The organism is Acetobacterium carbinolicum, from assembly GCF_047456275.1.
In the GTDB taxonomy this organism is placed as follows: Bacteria; Bacillota; Clostridia; order Eubacteriales; family Eubacteriaceae; genus Acetobacterium; species Acetobacterium carbinolicum.
In genome coordinates this window covers 3,264,139-3,281,770 of sequence record NZ_CP173357.1, presented here as the reverse complement: position 1 = coordinate 3,281,770, position 17,632 = coordinate 3,264,139, and the positions used below count along the sequence as shown (strand labels likewise).

Genomic DNA, 17,632 nt, shown 5'->3' with positions numbered 1-17,632 from the left:
ATATAAGATCAGGTAACACAGAAAAGAGTGGGAGGAAGCGAATGACAGGTGTAATTATCGTATCGCACAGTGAGAAGTTGGCCGAGGGACTAAGAGACATCGTTATGGAAATGAACGATGGCAGTGTCGAAGTAATAGCTGCCGGTGGAGCTGACGATGGTCGGATTGGTACCAATACAACAAAAATAAAAAATGCCATCGAAACCCTGGCCAAACGGGACCAGATCCTGATTTTTGTGGATTTGGGATCGGCCGTGATCTGTAGTGAAACCGCCATTGAATTATTGGAGGATGGAGAACTTGAGAAAAAGGTGCACATTGTCGATGCGCCGTTGGTTGAAGGGGTTATCGGTGGGGTGATTCAGGCCACCATTTGCAATGATCTGGAAAAAATTATTGCTACCGCCAAAGAAGGTGCAAGCCTGAAAAAGGTTCATTAACAGGTCTATTGTTTGGGAAATTTTCCCCAAACGGGGAAAAGATACCCATTATATAGAAAAAGTAATTTGTAATTGGCTTTATGAGTGGATTTCACTCTGGCATGGTTCTTGCGTTAGGTAAACGTATACAAAAATAATTTCAGGAGGAAGAAATGAAACGATTAATCAATGATCCCTATGATGTAGTTGAAGAAATGTTGGAAGGCTATGTGGCTGCCCACAAAGATCATGTGGTTCTGGATCCGGCATCTGAAGCCCAGGGTCGGGTAGTTGTCAGCAAAACAGCGAAACAAAAAGACAAGGTTGGGGTGATCATCGGCGGCGGATCTGGACATGAACCCTTATTCCTGGGATATGTGGGAAAAGGATTTGCAGATGCGGCAGTTATAGGAAATATTAATACCTCACCATCCCCTGACCCCTGTTATGCTTCGGTAAAAGCAGTGGATACTGGCAAAGGTTGCATCTATCTTTATGGAAACTATGCCGGCGATGTGATGAATTTTGATATGGGTGCTGAGAAAGCTGACGAAGAAGACAGCATCCGAGTCGAAACCGTGCTTGTTACCGATGATGTCATTTCTTCTGAAAATATTGAAGATCGTCGCGGGATCGCTGGAGATTTCTTCGTTTTTAAAGCTGCCGGAGCAAAAGCTGAAATGGGCGGCGATTTGGATGCAGTTGTGGCAGCGGCAAAAAAATGCAACGATGTCACCCGGACCATGGGTGTGGCCATGTCCTCAGCGACGCTGCCGTCAAAAGGCGGTCCTATTTTTGAAATGGAAGATGGCGATATGGAAATCGGTATGGGTATTCATGGCGAACCAGGGGTACGACGTGGCAAAATTGAGCCTGCGGACAAGGTCATCGACCAGATCATGGCACCGATTCTTGCGGATCTTCCCTACGAAAGCGGTGATGAAGTTTATGTTCTGGTCAACAGCCTGGGTGCGACACCACTGATGGATTTACATATCTGTTTCCGTCGGGTTGCCGAGATTTTGGCAGAAAAAGGCATTACGGTTTATAAATCACTAATTGGTTCCTTTGCCTCATCGATGGATATGGCGGGTATGTCGGTGACCCTGGTAAAATTGGACGACGAAATGAAAGAGCTCCTCGATTATCCCTGTGATACCCCTTATTTTAAACAGTTTTAGTTACCAAAGAAAATAACAAAGATAGCAAAAACTAATCGGGTTGATGGGAAACCATCAGCCCTTTAATTCATTGTCAGGAGAAACGTTATGAGCGATTATATTTTAAATAAAGACTATTTTATTGAGGTGATCGATGACCTCATTGTTTTGGCGGAAGAAAAGAAGGATTATTTTTCGGAGTTAGATTCAGCCATCGGCGACGGCGACCATGGTATGAATATGAGTATCGGTTTTCGGGAAGTCAGTAAAAATTTGGACTCCTGGAAAGGCGAAGACATCAACACGCTTTTCAAAAATGTGGGGACGGCCTTGTTGGATAAGGTTGGTGGAGCATCGGGTCCGCTTTATGGTGGCTTTTTTTCAAAATTTGGCGTGCCGGCCAAGGGCAAAGAAGAAGTGAACTTTGACGAATTCATCGAAATGATGGAGGCTGGGGTTGCCATTATCGAAAAACGGGGAAAAGCAGTCGTTGGCGACAAAACCATGGTTGACACCTTGAGGCCAGCGGTAAATGCACTAAGGGTCGCGTACGTTGAAGAAAAAATGGCACCTAAAGATGCCATGAAAAAAGCCCTGGAAGTGGGTTCTGCCGGCTCCGATTCAACGATCCCGATCATTGCCAAAAAAGGTCGGGCGATGCGTTTAGGCGAACGGGCTATCGGTCATCGTGATCCAGGATCAGCCTCCAGTGCCGCTATTCTTGAGATTTTCTATAAACGGATGCCGTAACTAAAGAATTGCGATAAAGCGACAAAATGATGTCCGCACATGACAGCGAGCATGTCACACCGGGGTTTCCGGTAGTTATAGCTTGAAGGTGCGGACTTTTTTTAGGCGATATAAGGGTTGGAATAAAGTCGTCGTGACAGACGGGAGAGCATAAATTTTGGTATAAAATGATGCAAAGGACTAGCAATGCACAGTGATAAAGTGTATAATAGGCTCAGATTATATTAGGAAAAGAGGACAAAAAGGAATGAAAAAAAGAAGTATATTTGGTCTGATGCTTGTTGTTGTTCTGGTCGCTGGTTTATTCGCAGGATGCAGCAGTAACACTGCAAAAACAGAAACCAACGCCAATAATGACGATAAAACCTTTGTTGTTGGTTTGGATGATTCCTTTCCACCAATGGGTTTTAGAGATGATAAGAACGAAATTGTTGGTTTTGATGTGGATTTAGCCAAAGAAGTTGGAAAACGGATGGGAATGGAAGTAGAACTTCAACCGATTAACTGGGACACAAAAGAGCTGGAACTGGATTCCGGTAATATCGATGTGATCTGGAACGGTTTAACCATAACCGATGAACGAAAAAATGCCATGGACTTTACCGTCCCCTACCTGGAAAACGATCAGGTTATTGTGGTGAAAAAAGACTCGGCAATTAAGACCAAAGCTGATCTGGCTGGAAAAAACATCGGCGTCCAAAAAGGTTCTTCAGCCTATGATGCTTTCACTGCTGACCCAATCAGCAAGGAGGCCGCAGCCTTAAATGAATATCCTGAAAATGTATCCGCCCTCAGCGATTTGTCAATCGGCCGTGTGGATGCAGTCATTGTTGACTCGATTGTGGCCCGCTACTACATTACCTCTGAAAGTGCGGAATTTGTTATTTTAAGCGAAAGCTTATCGCCAGAACTATATGGTGTTGGGATCAAAAAAGGCAATACCGAATTATTGACCCAGATCCAGGATGCCATGGATGCGATGGTTGCCGACGGAACGGCAGCTACCATCTCAACGAAATGGTTTGGTGAAGACATCATTTACAAACCATAACTTAAGAAAACAACCAGTTTCTAGAAATCGGATAGTTTCTATCCGATTTTTTTATGACTTTTACGATTAATATCATTTCATTCCTCAGGAGATTAAAATGTCAGAATTTTTTATCTATTTATCAAATATTACCATACCGATGTTGCAGGGGATGGTGATTACCCTCAGTGTTTTTGCTGTCACCATTGTCTGTTCGATCCCACTGGGTTTTTTGTTTACCTTAATGGCACGCAGCAAGGTGAAATTGGTTAAGTCATTTGCGAAGGGTTATATTTATGTGGTCCGCGGAACCCCTTTGTTGCTACAAATCATGTTTGTTTATTTTGGTCTGCCGCTACTACCGGTGGTGGGGAAGCATCTTGTTTTTGGTCGCTTTATGGCAGCTTGTATTGCCTTTTGCATGAATTATGCGGCTTATTTTGCCGAAATATTCCGGGGTGGTTTACTGGCTATTGACAAAGGTCAGTATGAAGCGGCCAAAGTCTTAGGCCTCACAAAAATAGAAACCATGATCCGGGTGGTGATTCCCCAGATGATTCGGGTCTGTTTGCCAGCGGTTAGTAATGAAACCATAACCCTGGTAAAAGATACGGCGCTGGTCACCGTTATCGGGGTGGCGGAGATTTTGCATTATGCCAAAACGGCCGTTAATCGCGACAGCGATACCTTTGCCTTTTTTGTAGCAGCGGTTTTATACCTGTTGATTAATTTTGTGATTACATTGGTATTTAAACGGCTTGAAACCAAATATGAGTTTTAGAGGAAGCATATGGAAATTATAAAAGTCAATCAACTTAATAAAAGTTTTGGAGACAATCATGTCTTAAAAGATATCTCGTTTGAAGTGAAGAAGGGCGATGTGATGGCCATCATCGGATCATCGGGATCGGGGAAATCGACCCTGCTCCGGTGCCTGATCGATTTAGAAAAGGCTGACAGCGGTGATATCATTATGGAAGGTAAACCGTTGTTAAAGGATGGCGTTTACCCCAGCCCCCCAGAGATTCGGGCGATTATCATGAAAATGGGAATGGTTTTTCAGCATTTTAATCTGTTTCCTCATCTCACCGTTCGTCAAAATCTGGAGTTGGCGCCCAAGGTGGTCAAAAAAGAAGAAGCAGTAGCAATGAACCAGCGCTGTGAAGCTTATCTAAATAAGGTCGGCTTGCTGGAACGGATTGATGCCATGCCATCGACTTTGTCCGGGGGCGAAAAGCAACGGGTGGCCATTGCCCGGGCGCTAATGATGAATCCCGATATTTTGCTCTTTGATGAGCCCACATCAGCGCTCGATCCGGAACTGACTGGTGAGGTGCTGAGTGTCATGCAAAGCCTAGCCAATGAGCACATGACCATGGTGGTGGTAACCCACGAGATGAGTTTTGCCCGGGAAGTTGCCAACAAGGTTGTCTTTATGGACTCGGGAACGATCCTTGAAGAAGGCTCGCCGGAAGACATCTTCATCCACCCTAAAGAAAAAAGAACGCAAGAATTTTTAAGTAGCGTTTTGAGAGATCAGAAAAAGAAGGTTCCTAAAAAATACCGGCTAAAAAAGTATTGCTGAGTAAAAACCGCAGGGCGAAAGAATAATTTATCAAAGATAAAGAAAGCCTTCCCAGATGATCTGGGAAGGCTTTTAAGATACAAAATAGGCTTGACAAGTTGGAAATTTTATGATAGTATTTAAAATTGCATTGGTATCTTTAAAAACAAGATTATAATGCATCCTTGACGTCAATTTTTGGGCGATCAACGAATCATTTGCGACTCGGTCATGTTAAACTGATCAAAGGGGAAACCGATTAGAGTCGGTAAATATGAAATTGATTACGGTCTAATAATAACACAAGGTGAGATGAAACACAACAGGCAAATTTGGGGTACTCCTAGGCGATACAAGTCGATATGGATAGTCCGTTGCTGAGTATTTTTGCGAGGGGTGATATTGGATGGTAATGTTGCATCCTGAAAAAGATGGTTTAAGAACACGCCAAAGCTTTTCTAAAATCAAAGAAGTTATTGAAATGCCGAACCTGATTGAGGTTCAGAAAGATTCATACAACTGGTTTATTGAAAAAGGACTCCAAGAGGTTTTTGACGATATTGATAAAATCGAAGACTACACTGGAAATCTGGTTTTAGAATTTGTGGATTATTCCATAGAGGGAAAACCGAAGTATTCAGTGGAGGAGTGTAAAGAGAGGGATCAAACCTACTTTATACCGTTAAAAGTAACAGTTCGTTTAATAAATAAGGAAAAAAATGAAGTTAAAGAGCAAAAGGTCTATATGGCCGATTTGCATAAAATGACCGACACCGGAACCTTCATTGTCAATGGAGCGGAACGGGTTATTGTCAGCCAGCTGGTCAGGTCACCAGGGGCATATTTTTCCTTGAGTCGTGATAAACTGGGTAAGAAATTATTTTCAGCCCAGGTTATTCCTAACCGTGGTGCCTGGTTGGAATACGAAACGGATTCCAATGACATCATGTACGTTAAAATTGACCGGACCCGTAAATTACCGATCACAGCGCTGATTCGCGCACTGGGTCTGGGAACCAATCAGGAAATTCTTGATTTTTACGGTGATGATTACCGACTCATCGAAACCATTAAAAAAGATGAAAATAATAATATGAAATCGACCCGGGATGGTCTAATCGAGATTTATAAACGATTGCGTCCGGGCGAACCACCAACTGTGGAAAGTGCTCAATCCCTGCTTAATTCGATGTTTTTTGACGATCGTCGCTATGACCTGGCCAAGGTCGGCCGTCATAAATACAATAAAAAACTATCACTGTCAACCCGGATTGCCGGCCAGCGAGCGGCGAATACTGTGGTAAACCCGGAAACCGGTGAAGTCTATGTTGAAGAAGGCGAAATCATCACAAACGATGTCGCCATTGATATTCAGAACACCGGGATCAACGTCGTTGACGTAAAAGTGGAAGACAAAATTGTCCGTGTCATCGGAAACGGTTTTGTCGACATTAGTGCCCAGGATCTGGCTTTTGACATCAGTGATTTGGATATCACCGAAAATGTCTGCTACGAAGTGCTAAAAGAGATCTTAGAATCGGATGCAACCGACGAGGAAAAGAAAAAATCGATTAAAAAGCGAATGGATGAGCTGGTACCGAAGCATGTACTGATTTCAGATCTTCACGCCTCCATCTCTTATATTATTGGTCTGGACTATGATATCGGCGCCATTGATGATATTGACCATTTAGGCAATCGTCGTCTGCGTTCGGTTGGCGAACTGTTGCAAAATCAGTTCCGCATCGGGTTATCGCGAATGGAACGGGTTGTTCGAGAACGAATGTCGGTTCAGGACGACGAAATATTAACCCCTCAGGGCTTAATTAACACCCGCCCGGTCAATGCTGCCTTAAAAGAATTCTTTGGTAGCTCGCAATTGTCACAATTTATGGATCAGACCAATCCGTTGGCTGAATTAACCCATAAACGACGTTTATCAGCATTGGGACCCGGCGGATTAAGCCGTGAGCGAGCCGGGTTTGAGGTTCGCGATGTTCATCATAGCCATTACGGCCGGATGTGTCCAATTGAGACCCCGGAAGGTCCGAACATCGGACTAATCGGTTCGCTTAGTACCTATGCCCGGGTTAATGAGTATGGCTTTATTGAAGCACCCTACCGGAAAGTACATAATGGCGTTGTTTCGGAAGAAATTCATTATCTGGCGGCGGATGAAGAAGGTCGCTATACCATTGCCCAGGCCAATGAGCCGCTGGATGACAATAATCGTTTTGCTCGTAAACAAGTTACCGGTCGAGCCGGCAGCAAACGTGATTTTGTATTAATTCCACCGGATCGGGTTGACTACATGGATATTTCACCAAAGCAAATCGTTTCGGTGGCGACATCGCTGATTCCCTTCCTTGAAAATGATGATGCTAACCGGGCCCTGATGGGCGCCAACATGCAACGTCAGGCGGTACCACTGCTGATTCCCAAAGCGCCGGTAATCGGTACGGGAATGGAGCATAAGGCGGCCAAGGATTCCGGAGTCTGTGTCATTGCCAGAAATGCTGGAACGGTAGAACGGGTGGAAGCTGCGGCAGTCCATATTCGTACCGATAACGGCGAGTTGGATAAATATACCCTGCTAAAATTCAAACGCTCCAATCAGGGCACCTGTATGAATCATAAACCTTTGGTCAACAAAGGGCAATACGTACAGGCGGGAGAAATCATTGCCGATGGTCCGTCCACTGAAATGGGCGAACTGGCTCTGGGTCGTAACATTCTGATGGGTTTTATGACCTGGGAAGGTTACAACTACGAGGATGCGATCCTGATTAATGAAAAATTACTTAAAGAAGATGTTTTCACATCGATTCATATTGAAGAATTTGAAGCCGAAGCCCGAGAAACCAAGCTGGGACCGGAAGAAATCACTCGGGATATTCCCAATGTCAGTGAAGATGCGTTGAAGAACCTGGACGAACGCGGGATTATCTTTGTCGGTGCTGAGGTTAAATCCGATGATATCCTGGTTGGAAAAGTCACACCTAAGGGTGAAACGGATCTATCGGCAGAAGAAAAACTGCTGCGTGCCATTTTTGGTGAAAAAGCCCGGGAAATCCGGGATACATCCCTAAAAGTTCCCCATGGAGAATCCGGAATTGTCCTGGATGTTAAGGTCTTCTCGCGGGAAAATAAAGATGAAGATTTAAAACCGGGGGTTAATACTCTGGTGCGGGTTCTGATTGCAGTTAAACGTAAGATCTCCGTCGGCGATAAAATGGCTGGTCGTCATGGAAATAAAGGGGTAATTTCCCGAATCCTTCCCGAAGAAGATATGCCCTTTATGCCGGATGGAACGGCCCTTCAGATTGTACTTAATCCTTTGGGGGTTCCTTCGCGAATGAACATTGGTCAGGTTTTAGAAGTCCATCTGGGACTGGCGATGCGAACCATTGGCTGGCATATTGCGACTCCGGTTTTTGATCCCGCCAATGAAGATGACATCATGGAATTACTGGGTCAGGCGGGTTTGCCGGAAGATGGTAAGATTCAACTTTATGACGGACGCAGCGGCGAGCCCTTTGATAATAAGGTCACCGTTGGTTATATGTATATTCTTAAACTTCACCATTTGGTTGATGATAAAATGCATGCTCGTTCAACCGGGCCATACTCCTTAGTGACGCAGCAGCCGTTGGGTGGTAAAGCTCAATTTGGTGGCCAGCGTTTCGGAGAAATGGAAGTTTGGGCCTTAGAAGCCTACGGTGCCGCCCATACCCTGCAGGAAATTTTGACGATCAAGTCAGATGACGTGGTCGGCCGGGTTAAAGCCTACGAATCGATTGTTAAAGGCGAGAATATTCCCAAGCCGGGGATACCGGAATCGTTTAAGGTTCTGATGAAAGAATTCCAGAGTTTAGGTCTGGATGTGAACATCTTAAATGATCAGGAAATGATTAAGGTTCTTGATGATGAGATGGATGAGCGGGATCCCCTGGAAGAATTGGCCATTGAAATTGGCAGCACCGAAATTTCCGAAGCTGGAGATGACGTGAAATTGGAAGATAGCTTCCAGATTAAGAGCATTGATGATGACGAAGACGACGACTTATTTCAGTAACAATAAATTTATAAAAGAAGGGAGCGAAGCCATTTGTTAAACGAGGAATTCACCTTCAAATCCTTACAAATCGGATTGGCCTCACCTGAAAAAATCAGAGAGTGGTCACGTGGAGAAGTTAAAAAACCGGAAACGATTAATTATAGAACCCTGAAACCAGAAAAAGAGGGTCTGTTTTGTGAAAAGATTTTCGGACCTCAGAAAGACTGGGAATGTAATTGTGGTAAATACAAGCGTATTCGCCATAAGGGCATTGTCTGTGAAAACTGTGGGGTTGAAGTAACCAAGGCTAAGGTTAGACGTGAGCGGATGGGGCATATTGAATTGGCCTCTCCGGTTTCGCATATCTGGTATTTTAAAGGAATCCCCAGTCGAATGGGGCTGATCCTTGAAATGTCGCCGAGAAATCTGGAAAAAATAATTTACTTTGCCGCTTATGTGGTCACTGATCCGGGCGAAAGCAATTTTGATTTCAAACAAATCCTGACTGAGGCCGAATATAAAGAAGCAAAAGGCCAATTTGGCAATAAATTTACCGCCAGCATTGGTGCTGAAGCGATTCAGGAACTGTTAAAATTGGTTGACCTGGATCAGGAATCAGCAGTGCTCAAAGAAGAACTCAAAGGCAGTTCGGGTCAGAAAAAAATCCGGATAGCCCGACGACTAGAGGCGGTAGAAGCATTCAGAAATTCCACCAATCGTCCAGAATGGATGATTTTAGAAACGATTCCGGTTATTCCGCCAGAATTGCGGCCAATGGTACAGCTCGATGGGGGACGTTTTGCCACCTCAGATTTAAATGATTTATATCGACGGGTGATTAATCGAAATAATCGTTTGCTTAAATTGCTGGAACTGGATGCACCCGATATCATCGTTCAAAATGAAAAACGGATGCTTCAGGAAGCGGTTGATGCCTTGATTGACAATGGTCGACGCGGCCGCGCCGTTACCGGGCCGGGTAACCGCCCCTTTAAATCCCTGAGTGATATGTTAAAAGGTAAACAGGGACGCTTCCGTCAGAACCTTTTAGGAAAACGGGTTGACTACTCTGGCCGTTCGGTTATCGTTGTCGGACCAGAACTGAAAATGTATCAATGTGGACTCCCGAAAGAGATGGCGATTGAACTCTTTAAGCCCTTTGTGATGCGTGAATTGGTGGGACGAAATCTGTCCCAAAATATTAAAAGTGCCAAAAAGATGGTCGAAAAACTGGATCCCATGGTTTGGGATGTGCTGGAAGATGTTATTCAGGAACATCCGGTGCTGTTAAACCGTGCTCCGACCCTTCATCGACTGGGTATTCAGGCTTTTGAGCCGATTCTGGTTGAAGGTAAGGCGATTAAGCTCCATCCTCTGGTTTGTACGGCTTACAATGCCGACTTTGATGGCGATCAGATGGCTGTCCATGTGCCCTTGTCGGTTGAAGCTCAGGCGGAAGCGCGTTTCCTGATGCTGGCTTCCAATAATATCCTTAAACCACAGGATGGTACAGCGGTTGTTGCGCCCACCCAGGATATGATTTTAGGAACCTACTATATGACCATTTATAAAACAGATGGTAAAGGAACGGGTAGTGTCTTCAGAGATCTGGATGAAATGGAAATGGCTTACTTTAACAAGGATGTTGATCTTCATTCCCTGGTTAAGGTTCGGATAGTTAAAGAAATTGACGGTGAAATGATGACCCGTCTGGTTGATGGCACCGTTGGACGATTTATCTTCAATACCATTATTCCCCAAAATTTAGGTTTTGTTAAACGGGAAACCATTGAAGAAAAATTTGCCTTAGAAGTTGACCGGCAGGTTAATAAGAAAGTGTTATCGGAAATTGTTGAACGCTGCTATAAAACCTATGGGCCCACTAAAACATCTGAAGTACTCGACGAAATCAAGCGCTTAGGTTTTAAATTCTCGACCAGAGGCGCCATTACCGTTGGAGTCAGCGATATGGAAGTTCCAAAGAACAAAGAGGAAATCCTATCCCAGGCCGACGACAAGATTACTGAAAACATGACGCTTTATCGGCAAGGTTTTATCAGTGATGAAGAACGTTACAATAACGTTGTTGAGATCTGGAACAAAGCGACTGACGAGGTTACCGATGCTCTGCTTAATCACCTTGAAGCGCTCAATCCGATTAACATGATGGCGGATTCCGGGGCCCGAGGTAGTAAGAACCAGATTCGGCAGTTAGCTGGGATGCGTGGTCTGATGGCCAACCCAAGTGGTCGCATCATCGAATTGCCGATCCGATCAAACTTCCGTGAAGGACTAAATGTACTGGAGTTCTTCTCCTCCACTCATGGGGCCCGAAAAGGGTTGGCGGATACCGCTCTGCGTACCGCCGACTCGGGTTACTTGACACGGCGTCTGGTTGATGTCAGCCAGGATGTGATTGTCCGAGAAGATGATTGCGGCACCACGCGGGGTTATGAAGTATCTACCATAAATGATCACGGCGAAATTATTGAGACTCTGCAGGAACGACTGGTTGGTCGCTATGCCTTTGAAGATGTGATCGATCCGAAAACGGGTGAAGTATTAGCTCCCGGTGGTGAGATCATTTCAACGGAAATGGCTCAGGCGATTGATAAAGCCGGAATTGAAAAAGTACTCATTCGGGCGGCCTTTAATTGTCAATCAAAATATGGTGTCTGTAAGACCTGTTACGGAGTGGATTTAACCACCTGGCGACCGGTTGAAATCGGTGAAGCGGTTGGTATTATTGCGGCCCAGTCCATCGGTGAACCGGGTACCCAGCTGACCATGCGTACCTTCCATACTGGTGGGGTGGCCTCGGCTGACGATATCACTCAGGGTCTTCCCCGTATTGAAGAGCTTTTTGAAGCCCGAAAACCAAAAGGCCAGGCGATTATTTCAGAAATCGACGGTCGGGTAGAAATACAAGATACCCAGAAAAAAACCGAAGCCGTTGTTACTGGCGCTGATGGTGATATGAAAGTCTATCTCATTCCTTATGGCTCACGACTTCGGGTTCATACCGGCGATCAGGTTATTGCCGGGGATGAAATAACCGAAGGTTCCATTAACCCCAGTGATATTTTAAGGATTCAGGGCATTGACCATGTTCAACAATACTTGCTTCAGGAAGTACAGAAAGTTTACCGGATGCAAGGGGTACACATTGGCGATAAGCATTTGGAGGTCATTATCCGTCAAATGCTTAGAAAAGTTAAAATCGAAAACCCTGGTGATACGGCATTATTGGCCGGTAGCCTGGTTGATATTTTTAATTTTGAAGATGAAAACACGGCTGCCCGGGAAGCTGGAGCAGAAGAAGCTACCGCCAGTCGGGAACTGCTGGGAATCACCAAAGCTTCTTTGGCGACTGACTCGTTCTTATCCGCAGCATCCTTCCAGGAAACCACCCGCGTTCTTACCGACGCCGCCATCAAAGGCAAGGTTGATCCACTGATTGGACTCAAAGAAAATGTTATTATCGGACAATTGGTGCCTGCTGGTACCGGCGTGAAGATGTATGGTGACATTGATTTGGTCTATGAACGGGAAGAAGAAGATGTATATGAAGATATGATCGAAGAAGAGACCGTCACTGAATCACTGGATATTGTCTTTGATGATGATATTTTAAACGCCTATGTTGAAGAAGAACAGGAAGAAACAGAAGATGCGATCATTACTGATTTGGACATCTTTGACCTGGATTTTTTAACGAAAGAATAATTCTTGACATTTAAGACACAAACATGTATAGTTATTAGGTGTGTTTAGAGAAAAACCACAAACAGCAAGAAGGAGGATCCGATGAATCAATTTGTTGATGTTTCAAAAGTGATTGGAATGAAGCAAACTCTTAAGGCTGTGAAAGAAGGCAACGCAATCAAAGTTATTTTGGCAGAAGATACCGATGAAAAGATCAAAAAAAGCATTGTAGAATGCTGTGATCAGTATCAGATCGCACTCGAACGGGTTGAAACCAAGGTTGGACTCGGAAAAGCCGGTGGGATTGATCGGGCAGCAGCCGTGATTGCCATTATCAAATAAAACGAATCGGGGTTGCCTTTAACGCAGCCCTGGTTCCATCAAAAGTCATTAATAGTCGTTTCGATTATTGATATATTTTTATTAAAAGGAGGTGCAGGACTAAATGCCTACAATTAATCAGCTTGTAAAAAATGGAAGAAAACGCATGGAAGAAAAAACAAAAACCCCAGCGTTGAAAGCAAACCCTCAAAAAAGAGGCGTATGTACAGCAGTTAGAACATCCACACCAAAGAAACCAAACTCAGCGCTTAGAAAAATCGCCAGAGTTCGTCTCGTTAACGGAATGGAAGTAACAGCCTATATTCCCGGTGTTGGCCACAACTTACAAGAACATAGTATTGTTCTTATTAAGGGTGGACGTGTCAAGGATTTACCAGGGGTACGTTATAAAATTATCCGTGGTGCGCTTGATACCGCTGGTGTTGATGCTCGTAGACAAGCTCGATCCAAATATGGGGCCAAAAAGCCTAAAAAGTAGTAGTGCATAGTGCTGCATATTCAAGCGCTCGTATAAATCGATCGAGACCAAATATATGTTAGAGACGCTATACGCACAACAACGAAATGTTGGATGTCGAGTACCGATGAACATAAAAAAATGTTAAGGAGGGAAGTAAAGTGCCTAGAAAAGGACCTGTTCCAAAAAGAGAAGTTTTACCTGATCCTATTTACGGAGATATTGTTGTAACGAAGTTAGTCAACAATATCATGTTAGATGGGAAAAAAGGTGTTGCCCAAAAAATCGTTTACGATGCATTTGAAAAAGTTAATGAAAAAACTGGCAAAGATGCCCTGGAAGCATTCCAGGAAGCTTTAGCTAATATCACACCTGTACTGGAAGTTAAAGCACGCCGAGTTGGTGGTGCAACCTACCAGGTACCAATGGAAATCAGAACTGAACGTAAACAAGCTTTAGGGCTTCGTTGGTTAGTTACTTATTCCAGAAAAAGATCTGAAAAAACCATGAAAGATCGTTTAGCTGGAGAAATTATGGATGCACTCAATAACAGTGGTGCCGCCGTTAAGAAAAAAGATGATACCCACGCTATGGCTGAAGCCAATAAAGCTTTTGCACATTATCGTTGGTAATCCATGTATAGAAATAAGAGAGGAAAGCATCTGTGTCAAGAGAATATAGTTTAGATAAAACAAGAAATATAGGTATTATGGCACATATTGATGCAGGAAAAACGACTACCACCGAAAGAATTCTGTTCTATTCCGGGAAAATCCATAAAATTGGAGAAACCCATGATGGGGTTTCCCAAATGGACTGGATGGAACAAGAACAAGAAAGAGGTATTACCATTACCTCGGCAGCAACCACGTGTTTTTGGAATAACAACCGTATCAATATCATTGATACACCAGGCCACGTTGATTTTACCGTAGAAGTTGAGCGATCTTTGAGAGTTCTTGATGGAGCGGTTGCTGTATTTTGTGCAAAAGGTGGCGTTGAGCCTCAATCAGAAACAGTTTGGCGACAAGCCGATAAATATCATGTTCCCAGAATGGCTTATATCAATAAAATGGACATTACCGGAGCGGACTTTTATAATGTACTGAAGATGATGGAGGATCGTTTAAGCACGAATCCTGTTCCAATTCAATTACCTATTGGCAAAGAAAGTGACTTTGTGGGGATCATCGATCTCCTGATTATGAAAGCCATAATTTATAAAGATGATTTGGGCGAAGAAATTGAAATCATCGATATTCCTGAAGACATGCGTGAGCTGGCTGACGAGTATCGTGAAAAAATAATTGAGTCGATCTCTGATTATGACGAAAGCATCATGGAAAAATTCCTTGAAGGCGAAGAAGTTGGTCTTGATGAATTAAAAGCAGCGATTCGACTGGCGACTTTGAATGTTGATATTATTCCCGTTGTTTGTGGTTCATCTTATAAAAACAAAGGTGTTCAATTAGTGTTGGATGCAATTGTTGACTACATGCCTTGCCCATTGGATGTTCCGGCGATCACTGGGATCAATCCAGATACCGAAGAAGAAGACAGCCGAAAAGCAAGCGATGATGAACCATTTTCAGCACTCGCTTTTAAAATCATGACCGATCCATTTGTTGGAAAGCTGGCATTCTTCCGTGTATATTCCGGAAGTATCGAATCTGGTTCTTATGTTTTCAACTCCTCTAAGGGAAAAAGAGAACGTCTTGGCCGAATTCTGCAAATGCATGCTAACCACCGTGAAGAGATTACCACTGTTTATACCGGTGATATCGCTGCCGCGGTTGGTTTAAAAGATACTTCAACAGGGGATACCTTGTGTTCAGACAAGGCGCCCATTATTCTTGAGTCGATGGAATTCCCGGAACCGGTAATCCATGTCGCCATAGAACCAAAAACAAAGGCCGGCCAGGAAAAAATGAGTACCGCTTTAGCAAAACTGGCTGAAGAAGATCCTACGTTCAGAACGCGTACCGATGAAGAAACGGGTCAAACCATTATCTCAGGAATGGGTGAGCTTCACCTTGACATTATCGTTGACCGAATGCTTCGTGAATTTAAAGTGGAAGCCAATGTTGGGGCACCTCAGGTGGCCTACAAAGAATCCATTACCAAAGCAGTTGATGCTGAGGGTAAATTTGCCCGTCAATCGGGTGGTCGTGGTCAATATGGTCACTGTCTTATCCGGATGGAACCAGTTGAACCGGGAACCGGATATATCTTCGAAAACAAGACCGTTGGAGGATCGATTCCAAAAGAATTCATCAACCCAATTAATCAGGGGATTGAAGAAGCCATGCGTAATGGTGTTTTAGCTGGATATCCTGTACTCGATCTTAAGGTTATCGTATATGATGGTTCTTACCATGATGTGGATTCATCAGAAATGGCCTTTAAGGTTGCCGGGTCGATGGCGTTTAAAAACGGTATGAGAAAAGCCGATCCGGTTATCTTAGAACCAGTATTTAAACTTGAAGTCGTCATTCCAGAAGAATACATGGGCGATGTCATGGGCGATATCAGCTCGCGACGTGGTCGTGTTGAGGGTATGGAAATGCGTGGTGGTGCACAGATCATTAAAGGGATGGTGCCACTGTCAGAAATGTTTGGATATGCAACAACACTAAGAAGTAAAACTCAGGGCCGTGGTGTTTACACCATGCAGTTCTCACACTATGAAGCAGTTCCTAAATTTATTTCAGAAGAAATAATTGAAGGACGTAAATAATAGCAAAGCTATAAAATAAATTTTAAGGAGAAGAACAAATGGCAAAGTCAAAATTTGAAAGAAATAAGCCCCATGTAAATGTTGGAACAATTGGTCACGTCGATCATGGTAAAACAACATTAACAGCGGCAATCACATCTGTACTTAATAAGCGATTTGGAACAGGGGAAGCCGTTGCATTTGAAAACATCGATAAAGCCCCAGAAGAAAGAGAACGTGGGATCACGATTTCAACCGCTCACGTAGAATATGAAACAGCAGTACGTCACTATGCTCACGTTGACTGCCCGGGCCATGCCGATTATGTTAAGAACATGATTACCGGTGCTGCTCAAATGGACGGCGCGATCCTGGTTGTTAGCGCTGCCGATGGTCCAATGCCACAGACCCGTGAACATATCCTGTTAAGCCGTCAGGTAGGCGTACCATACATCGTTGTTTTCTTAAACAAAGTCGATATGGTCGATGACGAAGAATTACTGGAATTAGTTGAAATGGAAGTGCGTGAACTGCTTGACGAATATGAATTCCCAGGCGACGATACACCAATCATTGCCGGATCGGCTTTAAAAGGTCTGGAAGATCCCGATGGCCCATGGGGAGACAAGATTGTTGAACTGATGACTGCTGTTGACGAATGGATTCCTGATCCTGTTCGTGATACTGAAAAACCATTCCTGATGCCAGTCGAAGATGTTTTCTCAATCACCGGCCGTGGTACCGTCGCAACTGGACGGATCGAACGTGGGATTGTTAAAGTCGGCGAAGAAGTTGAAATTGTCGGTATTCACGATGTTCGCAAAACAGTCGTAACCGGAATCGAAATGTTCCGTAAATTACTGGACGAAGGACGATCAGGGGATAACGTTGGGGCATTACTGCGTGGTGTTGACCGAACTCAAATCGAACGTGGACAGGTACTGGCTAAGCCCGGTTCCATCAAACCACATACCCACTATATGTCAGAAGTATATGTCTTAACCAAAGAAGAAGGCGGACGTCATACCCCATTCTTTGACGGCTATCGACCACAGTTCTACTTTAGAACAACGGATGTAACGGGTGTTATCAAATTACCAGAAGGTGTTGAAATGGTTATGCCAGGGGATAACGTGCAAATGGAAATCACCCTGATTACCCCAATCGCCATCGAAGAAGGTTTACGTTTCGCGATTCGTGAAGGCGGTCGTACCGTTGGTTCTGGTGTTGTAGCTAAAATGTTGGCTGATTAATTTCGCCGCGTAAGATACATTATAAAGTATGAAAAAAACAATATTTGAGCGATGCTGTTTGATCAGTTCGACAGCGTAAGGTAAATACAAATAGTCGTTATTTTTTCCCGCCTCTCCAGTAGAGGCGGTTTTTTTATGGGCATAAGAAAACTCTGTTCGAAGTTGTTTTGCAATTATGA

The 17,632-nt window shown here is 44.0% G+C and carries 13 protein-coding genes; all 13 read left to right on the top strand.

The features are described 5' to 3' along the window. The first annotated feature begins 41 nt into the window (after positions 1 to 41). The 13 genes from dhaM to tuf all read left to right on the top strand — a co-directional run bounded on the left by dhaM (position 42) and on the right by tuf (position 17,453). Positions 42 to 440 (top strand): dihydroxyacetone kinase phosphoryl donor subunit DhaM, encoded by a 399-nt coding sequence (dhaM, locus tag ACIZ62_RS15280; protein ID WP_414150530.1) that lies wholly within the window; start codon positions 42 to 44, stop codon positions 438 to 440. Positions 441 to 592: 152 nt separating this feature from the next. Next, positions 593 to 1,600 carry a dihydroxyacetone kinase subunit DhaK gene (locus ACIZ62_RS15275; protein WP_111889110.1) on the top strand — a complete coding sequence of 336 codons (1,008 nt, stop codon included), beginning with the start codon at positions 593 to 595 and terminating at the stop codon, positions 1,598 to 1,600. Positions 1,601 to 1,687: 87 nt separating this feature from the next. Then, positions 1,688 to 2,329, top strand: a complete 642-nt coding sequence (dhaL, locus tag ACIZ62_RS15270; protein WP_111889111.1) for a dihydroxyacetone kinase subunit DhaL — start codon at positions 1,688 to 1,690, stop codon at positions 2,327 to 2,329. 247 nt (positions 2,330 to 2,576) lie between these two features. Continuing rightward, a complete protein-coding gene (locus ACIZ62_RS15265) occupies positions 2,577 to 3,380 on the top strand; it encodes an amino acid ABC transporter substrate-binding protein (RefSeq protein ID WP_111889112.1) in 804 nt (267 codons plus the stop codon). 97 nt (positions 3,381 to 3,477) lie between these two features. Continuing rightward, positions 3,478 to 4,140 carry an amino acid ABC transporter permease gene (locus ACIZ62_RS15260; RefSeq protein WP_414150529.1) on the top strand — a complete coding sequence of 221 codons (663 nt, stop codon included), beginning with the start codon at positions 3,478 to 3,480 and terminating at the stop codon, positions 4,138 to 4,140. Positions 4,141 to 4,149: 9 nt separating this feature from the next. Further along, positions 4,150 to 4,944 carry an amino acid ABC transporter ATP-binding protein gene (locus tag ACIZ62_RS15255; protein WP_111889114.1) on the top strand — a complete coding sequence of 265 codons (795 nt, stop codon included), beginning with the start codon at positions 4,150 to 4,152 and terminating at the stop codon, positions 4,942 to 4,944. A gap of 391 nt (positions 4,945 to 5,335) precedes the next feature. Next, the gene (locus tag ACIZ62_RS15250; protein ID WP_322520048.1) at positions 5,336 to 8,998 is read left to right on the top strand and encodes a DNA-directed RNA polymerase subunit beta; all 3,663 of its coding nucleotides are present in this window, start codon (positions 5,336 to 5,338) and stop codon (positions 8,996 to 8,998) included. A gap of 33 nt (positions 8,999 to 9,031) precedes the next feature. Further along, positions 9,032 to 12,706 carry a DNA-directed RNA polymerase subunit beta' gene (gene rpoC / locus ACIZ62_RS15245; RefSeq protein WP_414150528.1) on the top strand — a complete coding sequence of 1,225 codons (3,675 nt, stop codon included), beginning with the start codon at positions 9,032 to 9,034 and terminating at the stop codon, positions 12,704 to 12,706. A gap of 81 nt (positions 12,707 to 12,787) precedes the next feature. Further along, on the top strand, positions 12,788 to 13,027 hold the full coding sequence (locus ACIZ62_RS15240; protein WP_111889116.1) for a L7Ae/L30e/S12e/Gadd45 family ribosomal protein: 240 nt from the start codon (positions 12,788 to 12,790) through the stop codon (positions 13,025 to 13,027). Positions 13,028 to 13,130: 103 nt separating this feature from the next. Next, positions 13,131 to 13,505, top strand: coding sequence for a 30S ribosomal protein S12 (rpsL, locus tag ACIZ62_RS15235; RefSeq protein ID WP_111889117.1), 375 nt, complete (start codon positions 13,131 to 13,133; stop codon positions 13,503 to 13,505). A gap of 140 nt (positions 13,506 to 13,645) precedes the next feature. Further along, on the top strand, positions 13,646 to 14,116 hold the full coding sequence (rpsG, locus tag ACIZ62_RS15230; protein ID WP_111889118.1) for a 30S ribosomal protein S7: 471 nt from the start codon (positions 13,646 to 13,648) through the stop codon (positions 14,114 to 14,116). Between the two features lie 32 nt (positions 14,117 to 14,148). Then, positions 14,149 to 16,221: an elongation factor G gene (fusA, locus tag ACIZ62_RS15225; RefSeq protein ID WP_111889119.1), complete on the top strand. Its 2,073-nt coding sequence runs from the start codon at positions 14,149 to 14,151 to the stop codon at positions 16,219 to 16,221. A gap of 38 nt (positions 16,222 to 16,259) precedes the next feature. Next, complete coding sequence (tuf, locus tag ACIZ62_RS15220) at positions 16,260 to 17,453, top strand: elongation factor Tu (protein ID WP_111889120.1); 1,194 nt, start codon at positions 16,260 to 16,262, stop codon at positions 17,451 to 17,453. The last annotated feature ends 179 nt before the right edge of the window (positions 17,454 to 17,632 follow it).

Bases quoted from the DNA above. Each gene is read 5' to 3' on its own strand.
- ACIZ62_RS15260 (WP_414150529.1), top strand. From the start codon at position 3,478: ATGTCAGAATTTTTTATCTATTTATCAAATATTACCATACCGATGTTG.
- ACIZ62_RS15240 (WP_111889116.1), top strand. From the start codon at position 12,788: ATGAATCAATTTGTTGATGTTTCAAAAGTGATTGGAATGAAGCAAACT.
- ACIZ62_RS15265 (WP_111889112.1), top strand. From the start codon at position 2,577: ATGAAAAAAAGAAGTATATTTGGTCTGATGCTTGTTGTTGTTCTGGTC.
- ACIZ62_RS15275 (WP_111889110.1), top strand. From the start codon at position 593: ATGAAACGATTAATCAATGATCCCTATGATGTAGTTGAAGAAATGTTG.
- rpsL (WP_111889117.1), top strand. From the start codon at position 13,131: ATGCCTACAATTAATCAGCTTGTAAAAAATGGAAGAAAACGCATGGAA.
- tuf (WP_111889120.1), top strand. From the start codon at position 16,260: ATGGCAAAGTCAAAATTTGAAAGAAATAAGCCCCATGTAAATGTTGGA.
- ACIZ62_RS15250 (WP_322520048.1), top strand. From the start codon at position 5,336: ATGTTGCATCCTGAAAAAGATGGTTTAAGAACACGCCAAAGCTTTTCT.
- ACIZ62_RS15255 (WP_111889114.1), top strand. From the start codon at position 4,150: ATGGAAATTATAAAAGTCAATCAACTTAATAAAAGTTTTGGAGACAAT.
- dhaM (WP_414150530.1), top strand. From the start codon at position 42: ATGACAGGTGTAATTATCGTATCGCACAGTGAGAAGTTGGCCGAGGGA.
- dhaL (WP_111889111.1), top strand. From the start codon at position 1,688: ATGAGCGATTATATTTTAAATAAAGACTATTTTATTGAGGTGATCGAT.